The following is a 12,487-nucleotide window of genomic DNA, read 5'->3' as shown; positions in this document are numbered from 1 at the left end:
TGTTTATAGAAACGTCACTTGCGCCGGCTGGCGCTTCATCAACACCTTGGCGTTGCGGATCGAATACAGCGCCAGGCCCTGGCTGCGAATGACTTCGTAGTCGCTGTCTGCCGACAGGATCAACAGGTTGGCCGGCCGCCCGGGCTCCAGGCCGTAGCGATCGCCCAGGGCCATGGCTTTGGCGCTGTTGTCGGTGACCAGGTCCAGGGCCCTCTGCAGGTTGCTGTAGCCGAGCATATGGCAGATATGCAAACCGGCTTCGAGCACCCGCAGGATGTTGCCGTTGCCCAGTGGGTACCAGGGGTCGACGATGGAGTCCTGGCCGAAGCAGACGTTCATGCCGGCCTCCAGCAATTCGTTGACCCGGGTCACGCCCCGGCGTTTGGGGAAACTATCGAAACGGCCCTGCAAGTGAATGCTTTCGGTGGGGCAGGACACAAAGCTGATGCCGGAGTGTCCCAGCAGGCGAAACAGTTTGGCGCAGTAGGCATTGTCGTAGGAGCCCATGGCTGTGGTGTGGCTGGCGGTGACGCGGCTACCCATGTCACGGCTGCGTGCCTCTTCGGCCAGCACTTCGAGAAATCGCGAGTGGGGGTCGTCGGTTTCATCACAATGCACGTCGACCAGGCAGCCCGTGCGTTCGGCCAGGTCCATGAGGAACTTGACCGAGCTGACCCCCTGGTCGCGTGTGTACTCGAAATGGGGAATGCCGCCGACCACATCGGCGCCGAGGCGAATGGCTTCCTCCATCAGCTCGCGGCCATTGCGGTAGGACTCGATGCCCTCCTGGGGAAACGCGACAATCTGCAGGTCGATCAGGTGGCTGCTCTCCTGGCGCACTTCGAGCATGGCCTTGAGCGCCGTCAAGTCGGGATCGGTGACGTCCACATGGGTGCGCACATGCTGGATGCCATGGGCCGCCAGGGCCTGGATGGTCTGTTTGGCGCGGGTCTTGGTGTCTTCCTGGGTGATGCTGGCCTTGCGTTCGCCCCAGCATTCGATCCCTTCAAACAGCGTCCCGCTCATATTCCAGCGCGGTTCGCCGGCGGTGAGGGTGGCGTCGAGGTGGATATGTGGCTCGACAAAAGGCGGCACCACCAGGTTACCGGCGGCATCCAGGTCGTCCGGTCCCAGGGGCGGTACGGCCGTTTGTGGGGTAATGCTGGCGATCCGGCCATGTTCCAGGTGCAGATCATGCAGGCCTTCACGGTTGCGCAGGCGGGCGTTGATGATATGCATGGGCAAGTTCCTCTTGGGCAAAAAGCAATCAGGCAGACAGCCGCCAGATCATCAGCGCGACGCCGATGTCCAGACGGTCATTGGGATTGTCCAGCGATAGCCCGCACAGGGCCTCGATGCGCTGGACGCGGTGGGTCAGGGTGTTGCGGTGGACCGCCAACCGCAGGGCCGCAGCCACAAGGTTACCATTGTCGAGGAACCAGGCTTGCAGGGTCGGCATCAGGCTGGGGCCGTGGCGTTGGTCATGGCGCAGCAGAGGCCCCAGGCGTTCATGGAGAAACTGGTCGAGTAGCCCGCGATCGCGCACCGCGCTCAGTAGCTTGAGCACCCCGAGTTCATCGTAGACACAGACACCGGCATGTTCGCCAAAGCGCCGGGCGACCACCAGCGCCTGGCGAGCTTCGTCCAGGGCCTGGGCCAGGCCGGCGGCCGGGTGTTGGGCCGCGCTCAAGCCGATACAGAGCTTTAGCGGGGCCAGGCGCAGATTCAATGGTTTGAGCCAGTTCGCCAGGCGTTGTCGGTGGTCCTGATGGGGGGCCGCAAGCAGCAGGGTCCATTGTCCAGCCCTGCCGAGCACGGGCAGGCGCGAGGGATGCTCGGCGGCGAACTGGCGCAATCGACGGGTAATGCCATCGTGCTGGCGGGCCAATTGGGTCTCGGCATCCCCCGCCAGGTTTTGCGCAAATAACGCGTCGCCGCCGTCCAGTTGCAACTGCACGACTTGCCAGTGCCCGGTCAGTGGCATGCCCAGTTGGCTGGCGCGGTGCAGGAGCAGGTCGAGGGATTGATAGTCTCCGGCCAACAGGCGCTCCAGCACGTCATGCCGTGAACGCCCCAACTGTTCGGCCTCGATCAGCGCGGAACCGATGGCCTGGGTTACCAGGACCATTTTCAGTGAATAAGGTTGTTCGATCAGCGGCATCCCGGCGGCGTCGGCGGCGTCCAGCAATCCCGGGGCAATCCCCTGGATGTAATCCGGCCCCGTCAGGATCACCAGGCCGGCGACGCGCCGCGAGCAGGCTTCGTCCAGCAGGCGCAGGAGATTGGTCTCATCCCGTGGATGGTTGATGCCGGTGACGAACACCAGTTCACCGCCTAGCACCCACTCGGCAATGCCGTTGTTCTCGGCCACATAAGGCCAGCGCACGCCATTATCCAGGCCTGCGCTACCCGCGCGCAGGCTCATGGATTCCAGCCCCGGGAGGGCCAGCACATCCGCCACGGTCAGGCTCATACCTGAACGTCAGCCAATGGCACGCGTATGCGCAGGACGGCCGTGAGCAGGATGTAAGTGGCGGCCGCAGCGACAATCCCTACCAGGGGCGCAACCCACGGCGAACTGAATGCCAGCACCGTCCCGACGGCATAGGCCATCAGCCCCGGCCAATTGAACGCCGGCAAGCGCACGTCTGCCAGCCGAGGATACTGGCCGCGATAGCGATAGAAGAAGTCAGCCATGATCACCCCGCCAATCGGTGGAATCACGGTGCCCAGCAAAATCAGGTAGGGCACCAGCATGTCGTACATGCCCAGCAAGGCCAGCAGGGTACCGATCACGGCGCCGGCCAGGGTCACGGTCTTGCGCCGTCTGGTACGCAGCAGGTTGCAGCCGGCGACGGCGAAGTTGTAGATGGTGTTGTCCTGGGTACTCCAGATATTGAGCAGCAACATGGCCATTGCGGCCATGGCGAAACCTTGCAGCAGCAACACTTCCACCACATCCGGCTGTTGATAGACGATGGCACCATAGGCACCGATCAGCACCATCAGGCCGTTGCCGATAAAAAAGCCGATCAGGCTGGCCAGTACCGCCACCTTGGCCGAGCGGGAAAACCGTGTCCAGTTGGTCGCCTGGGTGGCGCCACTGACAAAGGTGCCGAATACCAGGGTAATGGCCGTGGACAGATCCAGCGCGCCACTCGGCACGACCGCGAGCAAGCCTTCAAGCCCGCCGACTTTCACGGTGGCCACCCACATCGACAGCAACAGCAGCAGGCCCATGGCCGGGACGGCAATGTAAGAGAGGATTTCCAGGCCTCGATAACCCACGTAGGCCGTGGCGCAGAACACCAGGCCGAACAGCACCATCAGCGCCAGCACGCTGCCCTGGCTCAATTCGAAATATTTGCCCAGCACCACGGCCGCCGTGGCGGTGCCCCAGGCGTACCAGCCAATCTGGGTGAAGCCCAGGATCAGGTCGCTCAACTTGCTACCCACTTCACCGAAGCAGAAACGCCCCATCAGCACCGAGTTCAAGCCGCTCTTGAAGGCGATGTAACCCAGGCCTGCGGCGTAGATACCCAACAGCAGGTTACCCAGGGCCACGACACCGAGCATCTGGGTAAAACTGAAGGCCACCCCCAGCTTGCCGCCGGCGAACATGGTCGCGGTAAAAAAGGTAAAGCCCAGCAACACCATGGCCGTGGAGCCAAGGCCCTTGCGTGCATGCATAGGCACTTCGCTGAGAGGGTAATCGTTGCCCGGTTCGTTCTGCGTCATGTGCCGTTCCCCTGTGAGTGACACAGGGCCTGTTGCAGCGCGCGTGCCAACTGCGTGGCAGTGATGGGTGCACGGTGGGCGCTGTGCAGGTTGCACAGTATTCAGGGCTGGGCAGGCCCGGAAGGCGAAATTGCTTGTGGGTGTTGCCCTGCCGGGCACGAATGCGGTGCAGGGGTGATACAAATTGGATCACTACGCCTGGGTGTCAGTCGAACAGGGTTTGGGTGATGTCCCCGCGGTGAAAGGCGAAGGCCGCTTCAAGATCACTCTCGATGGTGCGCCCGCGTGACAGGGGCGGCAGTTCGTCGAGGCGGAAGAAACCGACGTCGGTGGTTTCAAAACCCGCCATGGGAGCGGCCTGGTCGGTGCGCTCGCAGAGAAAATACAACTTGTAGAAGTCCCGCACGTCGGGCCGGTACAGGCCCTTGGCTTTGTGGGTCACGCTGTACAGCGCCCGTGCGGTGACACTCAGCCCAGCCTCTTCGTGAAGCTCCTTGACGATGTTTTCGGCGGCCGACAACCCGATATCGGCATAGCCCCCCGGCAATGCCCAGCAGCCATCCGTCGCTTCGCGCACCAGCAGGATCCGATCGCCTTCAATCAGCGCGCCACGGACATCGATCATTGGTGTTGAATAACGTTGGGCGAAGTCCGAGACCAGTCCGGTAATGCGCTCCAGCGGCACGTGCCCCAACTGCGCGAGCATGTTGTGGGCAATCTGGGCGATCTCTTCCAGGCGTTCGCGCTCGAAGTCATCGGTGCAAAAGTGCAGCCCGGTGGAGGCCAATGCCTGCAGGCGCTTGGCCTGGGCCAGCCAGGTGGATTCCATGGTTCAGTTCCTTGAGTTGCGGCGAAGTCTGGTTTTAATCGCTGTGATCCTCGAACGCAAACCCTTACGCCGAGGGCGCCTCAAAAATCGCCTCGATCGGGCGCTCAAACAGCCTGGCTATTTTGAAGGCCAGCGGCAAACTGGGGTCGTAGCGGCCGGTCTCGATGGCGTTGACGGTCTGGCGCGACACTTCAAGTTGTGCCGCCAGATCCGCCTGGGACCAGCCCCGTTCGGTGCGCAGTTCGCGCATCAGGTTGTTCATCGATAACGCCTTGCGCCGATCACCGTGGCCACTGCCCAGATACCGCCCATGAGGGGCCATACAAAAAACATCGACAGGCGTGGCAGGCCGGCGGTTTCCAGGAAGCCATAACTGAAAGTGATCAGCGCCGTGCAGATGAACGCGATGCCCAGAGCTTCCAATTGAATCTTGCGGCCCATTTCATCCATCCGGCCCAATTGACGGATCACCACGAAGGCCAAGGCAATCAGCGGGATGACCGGAACCAGGGCTAGGGCGATTTTCCCGGACCCTTCGGGAGCATCGGCCAGGAAGTGGGTGCTGACGAGCACGGCAGCCAGGTAGGCGGCCAGGGCAATGAAGAACTCCACCAGGTAGCGTTTGATCGACATAGGAACCTCTGAAAGTAAAGGGTGCTTTACATTGGAGGGGCGATCAGTATATGTCAAGCTCGCTTTACATTCGAGGCTGCCTGAACGACGGGTACAAAAAAACCACCGCTGTGGGTGGTTTTTTCAACTCATCGCCTTACTCTCCGCGATAAATGCAACCGCTGGTGCAGGTTTCATGAATACGGATGGCGCTCAGCTCTGGCAGCAACGGCTTCAACTCGTTCCAGATCCACTTGGCCAGCACTTCGCTGGTAGGGTTTTCCAGGCCGGGGATGTCGTTGAGGTAGTTATGGTCGAGGCGCTCGTAGAGCGGCTTGAAAATCGCCTTGATCTCTGAGAAGTCACGGATCCAGCCGGTATGCGGATCGAGGTCGCCGCTCAGGTGGATGGCCACCTTGAACGAGTGACCGTGCAGGCGCCCGCATTTGTGGCCTTCGGGGACGTGAGGCAAGCGGTGGGCGGACTCGAATGTGAACTCTTTGAAAATTTCCACGGTATGACCTGTAAGGCAGGAGTTTCTAGGGCGATGTGCGATTGTCAGTATCGGGTGGGCGCTTGATGGGCCCGGGCGAGCGACGTGGTGCGCATTCTAACCTGTTTTATCAAGCGATCTGGCGGTGTGTGTAAAGTCCGGTTATTCCTGGGACCATACCGTTGTACTGACCTTGACCCCATCACCGCACGGCAGTGCGCGCTGCGACCCTCGGCGCTCCAGTTCTGCATACGCGCGTGCGCACTGCTCCTGCCCTAGGGCGACGGCGTTATCAATGCTGATATTGCCGGTGGTTTCGGACACCAGGTCGCCATTTTTCTCCACTCTGATCAATGGCCGTTCGGGCTGAATCGCAAAGCGGCTTTTCGTCGGCTCGGGGTTCAGTACCGGGGCGGTGGGGGCTGCTGGCAATTGATCCTCGGTGACGCCATACCGAGTGAGAAGCGACGGATTGGGCAGGTCTTGCGCGTTTGCATGGCCTAGTGCCAAAAGCAGCAACAAAAAAAGGCTACATGTTTTGTTGTTAAAACCCATGATGAGTGTTTTCCATGGTTGATTCCGGTTGGGCTGGATTAAAGAACAACTTGTTGTTGTCGCAGCCACGTTTACGGCAAGGAGTTTCCAGCCAGGTAGAAGAACCGTAGCGGTTGCCAAACTGCGTGCCAGGTTCATAAACCTTGAACGAGGAAGGGTTGAAACTGGTGTTGCTGCATCCGCCAGTCATCAGGACGATAGTGAAGAGGCCCAGGAACTTCATGGGTTTCATAGGAAAAGGTCCGCTTTAAGTTGATCAGTGTTTTACAAGGCTGCCCAAGAGCCAGGTAGTACAGTCCAGGGCCTAGGGCTCTTCAGACTCGAACTCCAGCAAGTCGCCGGGCTGGCAATCCAGGGCGATACAGAGCTTGTTCAGGGTTTCGAGTTTAAAGCCTTTGATTTTTCCGTTTTTCAATAGCGACAGATTGGCTTCCGTAATCCCAATGGCTTCTGCAAGCTGGTTGGAGCGGATCTTTTTCTTCGCCATCATGACGTCCAAACGAATAATGATGGTCATGGTTTAGATGATGCTTTTGTTTTCATCGTTGATAACTTTTGACTCAGCCACTATGAGTGAAAATGCGCAAAGGAATATGCCTTGCAGTATTCCATAGATGGCTTGGGACGAAATACCAATGCCGATGCTGATGCTTCGCTCATTGGGTGGCATATCGATAGCAAAGGCCAGCCCTTGAAGCGTCTCAATAATGGGGGTCAGCAGGGGGTTAATAATAAACAGTAAGCCCATCCACCACAGCATTCTGATGTTTGACTCGGTCCAGATATTACCTTTGGAAATACCCATGAAAAACAGCCCGGTGAGCACCAGTGCAACAATCGTCAGGCTGATGGGCAGCATTTCCAATGCCAGGGCCAGGCCCATGGCCAGCGAAGATGGCTGATAGCCGGGTGCCAGCAACAAAGGCATCTGTTCGCCGTAGGTCTTCATGTAGTCCGCCAGGGCGCTGGGAAAGTCGAAGACCCAGAACAAAATGGGCGCGCCGAACTCGATCAATGCGACGCACCATGCCAGCAGCGCGGCAAATGCCCCGATGGATCGCAGTCGGGTGTTGGTGGAGATGGAGTCGAGATGATTGTTCATGGGTAGATCCATACGGGCTGATGGAAGAATAATCCATGAATAATTATCTAATTACAATAATTTCTTTCGAAAAATAATTAGCCGTGCTTGCGGCAGGCAATTCAGAGCTCGATCAGGCGCTCGCCCAATCTGCCGCTATCGACCAATTCAAGGAATTCATCACCCAAGCGCTGGCTTTCACTCATTGCGGTTTGCCAGTACTGATTGCGGCGGGCGTCGTCCCCCAGAAAGCGCTTGAAGTCGCTTCGATCCGGCAATTTGCCGTGGGGCAGGCGGGCCAGATAGTCCCGTGACGGGGCCACTAGCAACACATCCTGCAAGCCCTGCGGGTTGCTGCGCCGCCAGGGCAGGCTCTTGTCGAACCAGCCGGGGATGACCCGATCGGTGAAGTGCGGGTACAGCACAATGTCATCGCCGTGGTAGGGCAGGTCGAGGTGGTAGTCCAGCAGGCCGCCATCGCGATAGGTGCCAGCACCGGCGCCCGGCAAGTCGCGCACGCCTTGCATGACCATCGGGATCGAACCGGACGCCAGCAATGCCTGGCGCAGGTTGCCCAGTTCCAGGTCGAGAAAGCGTGAAGGGAAGTCCTTGAGCGGGTGCAGGGGTGGCGCCTGGCGCGGGTCGTGGATGATCAGTCGCTCAAAATGCCGGGACAGTCGCGCACGGCCGCGCAGGTTGTCGGCGATCACCGAGGACAGTCCCAGGCCCAGGCGGCCACGGTGGTCGTCGGCCAGCAGGCCATGGCTTTTGACGACAACGATGTTCAGGCGATAGTGCGGGTTGGCCAGAAGCATCGCATCGCGGCCGGCCAGCAGGTCATCGAGCATGCGCTGGCAGCTCTGGCTGACCTCGGCCATGGTCACGCCCTTGGCAAAGCGTTGCTCGTTGTACAGGCGACCGAGATCGAGCAGACCCTGCACCGGGTCGGGCAGGCAGGCGCTGGCAAAGCGCCAGGAACCGATGGACGCACCCATCAGCGAGCGCTCGCGGGGCGCGCGCGCCAGCCAGTCACCGAACAGCGCCAAGTCCAGGCCCTGGATCCCCAATGCCTTGGGGCCACCGGCCGCGCCGGGCAGGATGCCCACGTCTTGAGGTTTGAGGCCTTGCTCGCGAATGCGTGAAAAGGCGCGCTGGCCAGCCTTGATCGTCAGGGCTGGGAACTTGATGTGGATGGCCGTCATACCGATCTCTGTGCAGGCGAGCGGGGCAGTATAGGAAATCTTCCCCAGGGCCTGGCAAGGTGTTGTGGGATAATTGCCATGATGGCAATTCAGTTTCAGTTAAGTTGCGATCCGTACTGTGGGGGCCGTAGGCAAAACATCCTGAAATGGAGAATCATCATGAAAATCCTCACGGCAACTATTGCCGCCAGTATCATCGCCCTCACCACCGGCCTGGCTCAGGCGCGGGACCTGGGGCCGGATGAAGCGCTGAAATTGCGTGACGCTGGTACCATCCAGTCTTTCGAGAAGCTCAATGCCGCTGCCCTGGCCAAACATCCTGGCGGCACCGTGCATGAGACCGAGCTGGAACAGGAGTACGGCAAGTATATTTACCAGGTTGACCTGCGCGATGCCCAAGGTGTGGAGTGGGATGTGGAATTGGACGCGGTCACCGGGCAAGTCCTCAAGGATCATCAGGATACGTAATGAAGGTAAATCTACGCACCGGCAGTCGACTGGCGCTGGTGCTCCTGGCCTTTTGCTCGGTGGTGGCTGCCCGGGACCTCAATCAGGACGAAGCCCTGGCGCTGCGCCAGCAAGGGGTGATCCTGCCCCTTGAACAACTGTTGCAGCAGGCCATGGCGCGGCATGCCGGCTCCCGGTTGCTGGAGGCCGAGCTTGAGAGTAAACACGGTAGTTACGTCTATGAAGTGGAGCTGGTGACCACCGACGGCGTGGTTCGGGAAATCAAACTGGACGCGACCACCGGCGTACTGCTTAAAGACGAGGAAGATGACTGATGCGCCTGCTTCTGGTGGAAGACCACGTGCCCCTGGCCGATGAGTTGATGGCCGGGCTCAAAACCCAGGGCTATGCGGTGGATTGGCTGGCGGACGGTCGCGATGCGGTGTATCAGGGGCGCAGCGAGCCTTACGACCTGATCATCCTTGACCTCGGCCTGCCCGGGTTGCCGGGGCTTGAGGTGCTGAGCCAATGGCGCGCCGCTGCCCTGGCGACCCCGGTATTGATCCTCACCGCCCGCGACTCCTGGGCCGAGCGCATCGAAGGGCTCAAGGCCGGGGCCGACGATTACTTGAGCAAGCCGTTTCACCCCGAGGAGTTGCACCTGCGCATCCAGGCCCTGTTGCGCCGTTCCCATGGCCAGGCCAACCAGCCGACGCTACAGGCGGCCGGCCTGCACCTGGATGAAGGCCGCCAGTGCGTGATACGCGACGGTGCCGAGGTGCAACTGACCGCTGCCGAGTTTCGCCTGCTGCGCTACTTCATGCTGCATCCCGAGCAGATCCTGTCGAAAAGCCATTTGGCCGAACATTTGTATGACGGTGAAACCGAACGTGACTCCAACGTCCTCGAAGTCCATGTCAACCACCTGCGGCGCAAGCTCGGCCGTAGCGTAATTGAAACCCGGCGCGGCCAGGGTTATCGCTTTGGCGCCAGCCCCACGTGAGGTCGATCCAGCGGCGGCTGAGCCTGGGGCTGATCAGCGTGATGGTGATCGTCGGCCTGGTGCTGGCGCAAACCAGCCTGTGGCTGTTCGAAATGGGCCTGCAGCGCTACCTGGAGGCTGGCCTGCGCAACGACAGCGAAAACCTGCTGGTGGCCCTGGTGCGCGGCCCAGGTGGTGTGCAACTGGATGAGCAACGCTTGTCGCCGGCCTATCAACGGCCGTTCTCCGGGCATTATTTTCGTATCGACTTCAGTGACAACCACTGGCGCTCCCGCTCACTGTGGGACCAGGAGCTGCCGCAACTGCCCCAGGCTGGCTTGAAGGGTAATCTGCAGTTGGGGCCCGAAGGCCAGCAATTATTGATATTGCGCTCGGACTACAAACGGTTTGGCCAGGCGATTTCGATCAGCGTGGCCCAGGACTACACACCTGTCAGGGAAAGTTTTCGCCTGATGCGCCAAGTTGGCCTGGTCCTCGGGTTGGCGGCGTTACTGCTGATCCTGGTTCTGCAGCGTGTCACTGTGCGCCGGGCGCTGCGCCCACTGGAAACCGCCCGCGAGCAGATTGCGCAGTTGCAGCAAGGCCAGCGCTCTCAACTGGATACCCAGGTGCCAGTGGAGCTGGAACCGCTGGTGGCGCAGATCAATCACCTGTTGGCCCATACCGAAGACAGCCTCAAGCGCTCACGCAATGCCTTGGGCAACCTCGGCCATGCCCTGAAAACCCCATTGGCGGTGTTACTGAGCGTGGCGTCCAGCGAGCAGCTCAAGGACCGGCCACAGTTGGCCAAGCTGCTTCGCGAACAATTGACGCAAGTGCAGCAGCGGCTCAACCGTGAACTCAACCGCGCGCGTCTGGCCGGTGAAACCCTGCCTGGTGCATTGTTCGACTGCGACAGTGAACTGCCGGGCCTGCTGGCGACCCTGAATATGATCCACGGCGAGCACCTGGACTTGAGCTACCACGTGCGCCCTGGCCTGCAATTGCCGTGGGACCGCGAAGACTTGCTGGAGCTGCTGGGCAATCTGCTGGACAACGCCTGTAAATGGGCGGATGCCGAAGTGCGCCTGAGCATTGAGCAGACTGCGCACAATTACCAATTGATCGTCGAGGATGACGGCCCGGGCATTCCCGAGAGTCAGCGTGACCAGGTTTTCAGCCGTGGTACCCGCCTGGACGAACAAACCCATGGACACGGCCTGGGGTTGGGCATCGTGCGCGATATCGTCGAGGTGTGGGGGGGCGCGTTGCAGTTGCACGAGAGTGAACTGGGCGGCCTCAAGGTGCTGATCGAGTTGCCTCGACGCCCAACCTGATTGGCCGAAAGGCCATCAATGTGGGGAGCCGATTTGCAACAAGACTTTTCTTGCGGCGCCTGGGCGGGACAATTTCGCATATAACAACGACCTGGCTAGCCGTGCCAAGCAAGTTTCCCAGGCTTGCAGGCACGGCATCTGCCATTGCGCTCGTCAGCCAGATACTCGGCTGCTCGGCACCTAATAAGAAAGATAAAAGGTGAACCCATGCGAATGACCAAACGCTTCAGTCTGTTTGCTGCTGCCGCAGCCCTTGCCGCCAGTTCCTCGGCGCTCGCCGCCCCGACCTTTATCAACGTACTGACCGGTGGCACCAGTGGCGTGTATTACCCGATTGGCGTGGCCTTGTCGCAGTTATACAGCAACGGTATCGAGGGCTCGAAGACCTCGGTACAGGCCACCAAGGCGTCGGTGGAAAACCTCAACCTGCTGCAAGCCGGTCGCGGTGAGCTGGCCTTTGCCCTCGGCGACTCGGTAGCCGATGCCTGGAATGGCGTGGAAGACGCCGGCTTCAAGACGCCACTGAAAAAGCTGCGGGCGATTGCCGGTACCTATCCGAACTACATCCAGGTTGTCGCCAGCAAGGAGTCGGGCATCACCACCCTGGCCGACCTGAAAAACAAGCGCATTTCCGTCGGCGCGCCGAAGTCCGGTACCGAACTGAATGCCCGCGCCATCTTCAAGGCCGCCGGCCTGAGCTACGAAGACATGGGCAAGGTCGAGTTCCTGCCGTACGCCGAATCGGTCGAGCTGATCAAGAACCGTCAGTTGGACGCCACTTTGCAGTCTTCGGGCCTGGGCATGGCGGCGATCCGCGACCTGGCCGCGACTATGCCGATCACCTTCGTGGCCATTCCGGCGGATGTCACTGCGAAGATCGATAACGCGGCTTACCAGGCGGCCTCGATCCCGGCGGGCACCTACGACGGCCAGGACAGCGATGTTCCGACCGTGGCCATCACCAACCTGCTGGTCAGCCATGATGGCGTGTCCGATGACGTCGCCTACCAGATGACCAAACTCATGTTCAACAACCTCGACCGCCTGGGTAACGCTCACTCGGCCGCCAAGGACATCAAGCTCGAAGGCGCGGCCAAGGGCCTGCCGATCCCGCTGCACCCTGGCGCCGAGCGGTTCTACAAGGAAGCGGGCGCGCTGTAAGTGACGGGACAGTAGGGCGCTTTGCCCGCGTCAACCGCTCCGGCCATGTG

At 60.5% G+C, this 12,487-nt stretch carries 17 protein-coding genes; 5 read left to right on the top strand and 12 right to left on the bottom strand.

Annotation, left to right across the window (positions count from 1 at the left end; translation table 11 throughout):
* Positions 1-3: 3 nt before the first annotated feature.
* The 12 genes from codA to BFQ03_RS27355 form a co-directional block, all read right to left on the bottom strand.
* Entirely contained in the window at positions 4-1,239 is a 1,236-nt protein-coding gene (gene codA / locus BFQ03_RS27410) for a cytosine deaminase (protein WP_032857477.1), read from the bottom strand.
* 28 nt (positions 1,240-1,267) lie between these two features.
* A complete protein-coding gene (locus BFQ03_RS27405; RefSeq protein WP_065944429.1) occupies positions 1,268-2,473 on the bottom strand; it encodes a PucR family transcriptional regulator in 1,206 nt (401 codons plus the stop codon).
* Complete coding sequence (codB, locus tag BFQ03_RS27400; RefSeq protein ID WP_065944428.1) at positions 2,470-3,738, bottom strand: cytosine permease; 1,269 nt, start codon at positions 3,736-3,738, stop codon at positions 2,470-2,472. Before codB ends, BFQ03_RS27405 begins: the two co-directional genes overlap by 4 nt.
* 205 nt (positions 3,739-3,943) lie before the next feature.
* A complete protein-coding gene (locus BFQ03_RS27395; protein ID WP_032857471.1) occupies positions 3,944-4,567 on the bottom strand; it encodes an NUDIX hydrolase in 624 nt (207 codons plus the stop codon).
* Between the two features lie 64 nt (positions 4,568-4,631).
* Positions 4,632-4,829: a helix-turn-helix transcriptional regulator gene (locus tag BFQ03_RS27390; RefSeq protein ID WP_032857469.1), complete on the bottom strand. Its 198-nt coding sequence runs from the start codon at positions 4,827-4,829 to the stop codon at positions 4,632-4,634.
* Positions 4,826-5,200 (bottom strand): hypothetical protein, encoded by a 375-nt coding sequence (locus tag BFQ03_RS27385; protein ID WP_032857467.1) that lies wholly within the window; start codon positions 5,198-5,200, stop codon positions 4,826-4,828. The genes BFQ03_RS27390 and BFQ03_RS27385 overlap by 4 nt, the downstream gene beginning before the upstream one ends.
* Positions 5,201-5,336: 136 nt before the next feature.
* Entirely contained in the window at positions 5,337-5,693 is a 357-nt protein-coding gene (gene queD, locus BFQ03_RS27380; RefSeq protein ID WP_003190259.1) for a 6-carboxytetrahydropterin synthase QueD, read from the bottom strand.
* A gap of 141 nt (positions 5,694-5,834) precedes the next feature.
* On the bottom strand, positions 5,835-6,227 hold the full coding sequence (locus tag BFQ03_RS27375; protein WP_065944427.1) for a hypothetical protein: 393 nt from the start codon (positions 6,225-6,227) through the stop codon (positions 5,835-5,837).
* A complete protein-coding gene (locus BFQ03_RS27370; RefSeq protein WP_065944426.1) occupies positions 6,217-6,459 on the bottom strand; it encodes a hypothetical protein in 243 nt (80 codons plus the stop codon). The genes BFQ03_RS27375 and BFQ03_RS27370 overlap by 11 nt, the downstream gene beginning before the upstream one ends.
* A gap of 72 nt (positions 6,460-6,531) precedes the next feature.
* Positions 6,532-6,744: a helix-turn-helix domain-containing protein gene (locus tag BFQ03_RS27365; protein ID WP_032857464.1), complete on the bottom strand. Its 213-nt coding sequence runs from the start codon at positions 6,742-6,744 to the stop codon at positions 6,532-6,534.
* Between the two features lie 3 nt (positions 6,745-6,747).
* Positions 6,748-7,329, bottom strand: a complete 582-nt coding sequence (locus BFQ03_RS27360) for a hypothetical protein (RefSeq protein ID WP_032857462.1) — start codon at positions 7,327-7,329, stop codon at positions 6,748-6,750.
* A gap of 101 nt (positions 7,330-7,430) precedes the next feature.
* Complete coding sequence (locus BFQ03_RS27355; RefSeq protein WP_065944425.1) at positions 7,431-8,510, bottom strand: patatin-like phospholipase domain-containing protein; 1,080 nt, start codon at positions 8,508-8,510, stop codon at positions 7,431-7,433.
* Between the two features lie 159 nt (positions 8,511-8,669).
* Between BFQ03_RS27355 and BFQ03_RS27350 the strand changes: the two genes are divergently transcribed.
* The 5 genes from BFQ03_RS27350 to BFQ03_RS27330 all read left to right on the top strand — a co-directional run bounded on the left by BFQ03_RS27350 (position 8,670) and on the right by BFQ03_RS27330 (position 12,437).
* On the top strand, positions 8,670-8,978 hold the full coding sequence (locus tag BFQ03_RS27350) for a PepSY domain-containing protein (protein WP_032857459.1): 309 nt from the start codon (positions 8,670-8,672) through the stop codon (positions 8,976-8,978).
* The gene (locus BFQ03_RS27345; RefSeq protein ID WP_032857456.1) at positions 8,978-9,292 is read left to right on the top strand and encodes a PepSY domain-containing protein; all 315 of its coding nucleotides are present in this window, start codon (positions 8,978-8,980) and stop codon (positions 9,290-9,292) included. The genes BFQ03_RS27350 and BFQ03_RS27345 overlap by 1 nt, the downstream gene beginning before the upstream one ends.
* A complete protein-coding gene (locus BFQ03_RS27340) occupies positions 9,292-9,960 on the top strand; it encodes a response regulator transcription factor (RefSeq protein WP_032857454.1) in 669 nt (222 codons plus the stop codon). The genes BFQ03_RS27345 and BFQ03_RS27340 overlap by 1 nt, the downstream gene beginning before the upstream one ends.
* On the top strand, positions 9,957-11,276 hold the full coding sequence (locus tag BFQ03_RS27335) for a sensor histidine kinase (protein WP_032857451.1): 1,320 nt from the start codon (positions 9,957-9,959) through the stop codon (positions 11,274-11,276). The genes BFQ03_RS27340 and BFQ03_RS27335 overlap by 4 nt, the downstream gene beginning before the upstream one ends.
* Positions 11,277-11,483: 207 nt before the next feature.
* On the top strand, positions 11,484-12,437 hold the full coding sequence (locus tag BFQ03_RS27330; protein WP_032857449.1) for a TAXI family TRAP transporter solute-binding subunit: 954 nt from the start codon (positions 11,484-11,486) through the stop codon (positions 12,435-12,437).
* Positions 12,438-12,487 lie beyond the last annotated feature (50 nt).

This window comes from Pseudomonas sp. 25 R 14, assembly GCF_900004755.1.
In the GTDB taxonomy this organism is placed as follows: domain Bacteria; phylum Pseudomonadota; class Gammaproteobacteria; order Pseudomonadales; family Pseudomonadaceae; genus Aquipseudomonas; species Aquipseudomonas brenneri.
Note: the sequence above shows the minus strand (reverse complement) of the source record. Positions and strands in the feature narration are given on the sequence as shown.

Excerpts from the sequence above, each read along its gene's own strand:
- codA (WP_032857477.1), bottom strand. The coding sequence starts at position 1,239 with ATGCATATCATCAACGCCCGCCTGCGCAACCGTGAAGGCCTGCATGAT.
- BFQ03_RS27405 (WP_065944429.1), bottom strand. The coding sequence starts at position 2,473 with ATGAGCCTGACCGTGGCGGATGTGCTGGCCCTCCCGGGGCTGGAATCC.
- codB (WP_065944428.1), bottom strand. The coding sequence starts at position 3,738 with ATGACGCAGAACGAACCGGGCAACGATTACCCTCTCAGCGAAGTGCCT.
- BFQ03_RS27395 (WP_032857471.1), bottom strand. The coding sequence starts at position 4,567 with ATGGAATCCACCTGGCTGGCCCAGGCCAAGCGCCTGCAGGCATTGGCC.
- BFQ03_RS27390 (WP_032857469.1), bottom strand. The coding sequence starts at position 4,829 with ATGAACAACCTGATGCGCGAACTGCGCACCGAACGGGGCTGGTCCCAG.
- BFQ03_RS27385 (WP_032857467.1), bottom strand. The coding sequence starts at position 5,200 with ATGTCGATCAAACGCTACCTGGTGGAGTTCTTCATTGCCCTGGCCGCC.
- BFQ03_RS27375 (WP_065944427.1), bottom strand. The coding sequence starts at position 6,227 with ATGGGTTTTAACAACAAAACATGTAGCCTTTTTTTGTTGCTGCTTTTG.
- BFQ03_RS27370 (WP_065944426.1), bottom strand. The coding sequence starts at position 6,459 with ATGAAACCCATGAAGTTCCTGGGCCTCTTCACTATCGTCCTGATGACT.
- BFQ03_RS27365 (WP_032857464.1), bottom strand. The coding sequence starts at position 6,744 with ATGACCATCATTATTCGTTTGGACGTCATGATGGCGAAGAAAAAGATC.
- BFQ03_RS27360 (WP_032857462.1), bottom strand. The coding sequence starts at position 7,329 with ATGAACAATCATCTCGACTCCATCTCCACCAACACCCGACTGCGATCC.
- BFQ03_RS27355 (WP_065944425.1), bottom strand. The coding sequence starts at position 8,510 with ATGACGGCCATCCACATCAAGTTCCCAGCCCTGACGATCAAGGCTGGC.
- BFQ03_RS27350 (WP_032857459.1), top strand. The coding sequence starts at position 8,670 with ATGAAAATCCTCACGGCAACTATTGCCGCCAGTATCATCGCCCTCACC.
- BFQ03_RS27345 (WP_032857456.1), top strand. The coding sequence starts at position 8,978 with ATGAAGGTAAATCTACGCACCGGCAGTCGACTGGCGCTGGTGCTCCTG.
- BFQ03_RS27340 (WP_032857454.1), top strand. The coding sequence starts at position 9,292 with ATGCGCCTGCTTCTGGTGGAAGACCACGTGCCCCTGGCCGATGAGTTG.
- BFQ03_RS27330 (WP_032857449.1), top strand. The coding sequence starts at position 11,484 with ATGCGAATGACCAAACGCTTCAGTCTGTTTGCTGCTGCCGCAGCCCTT.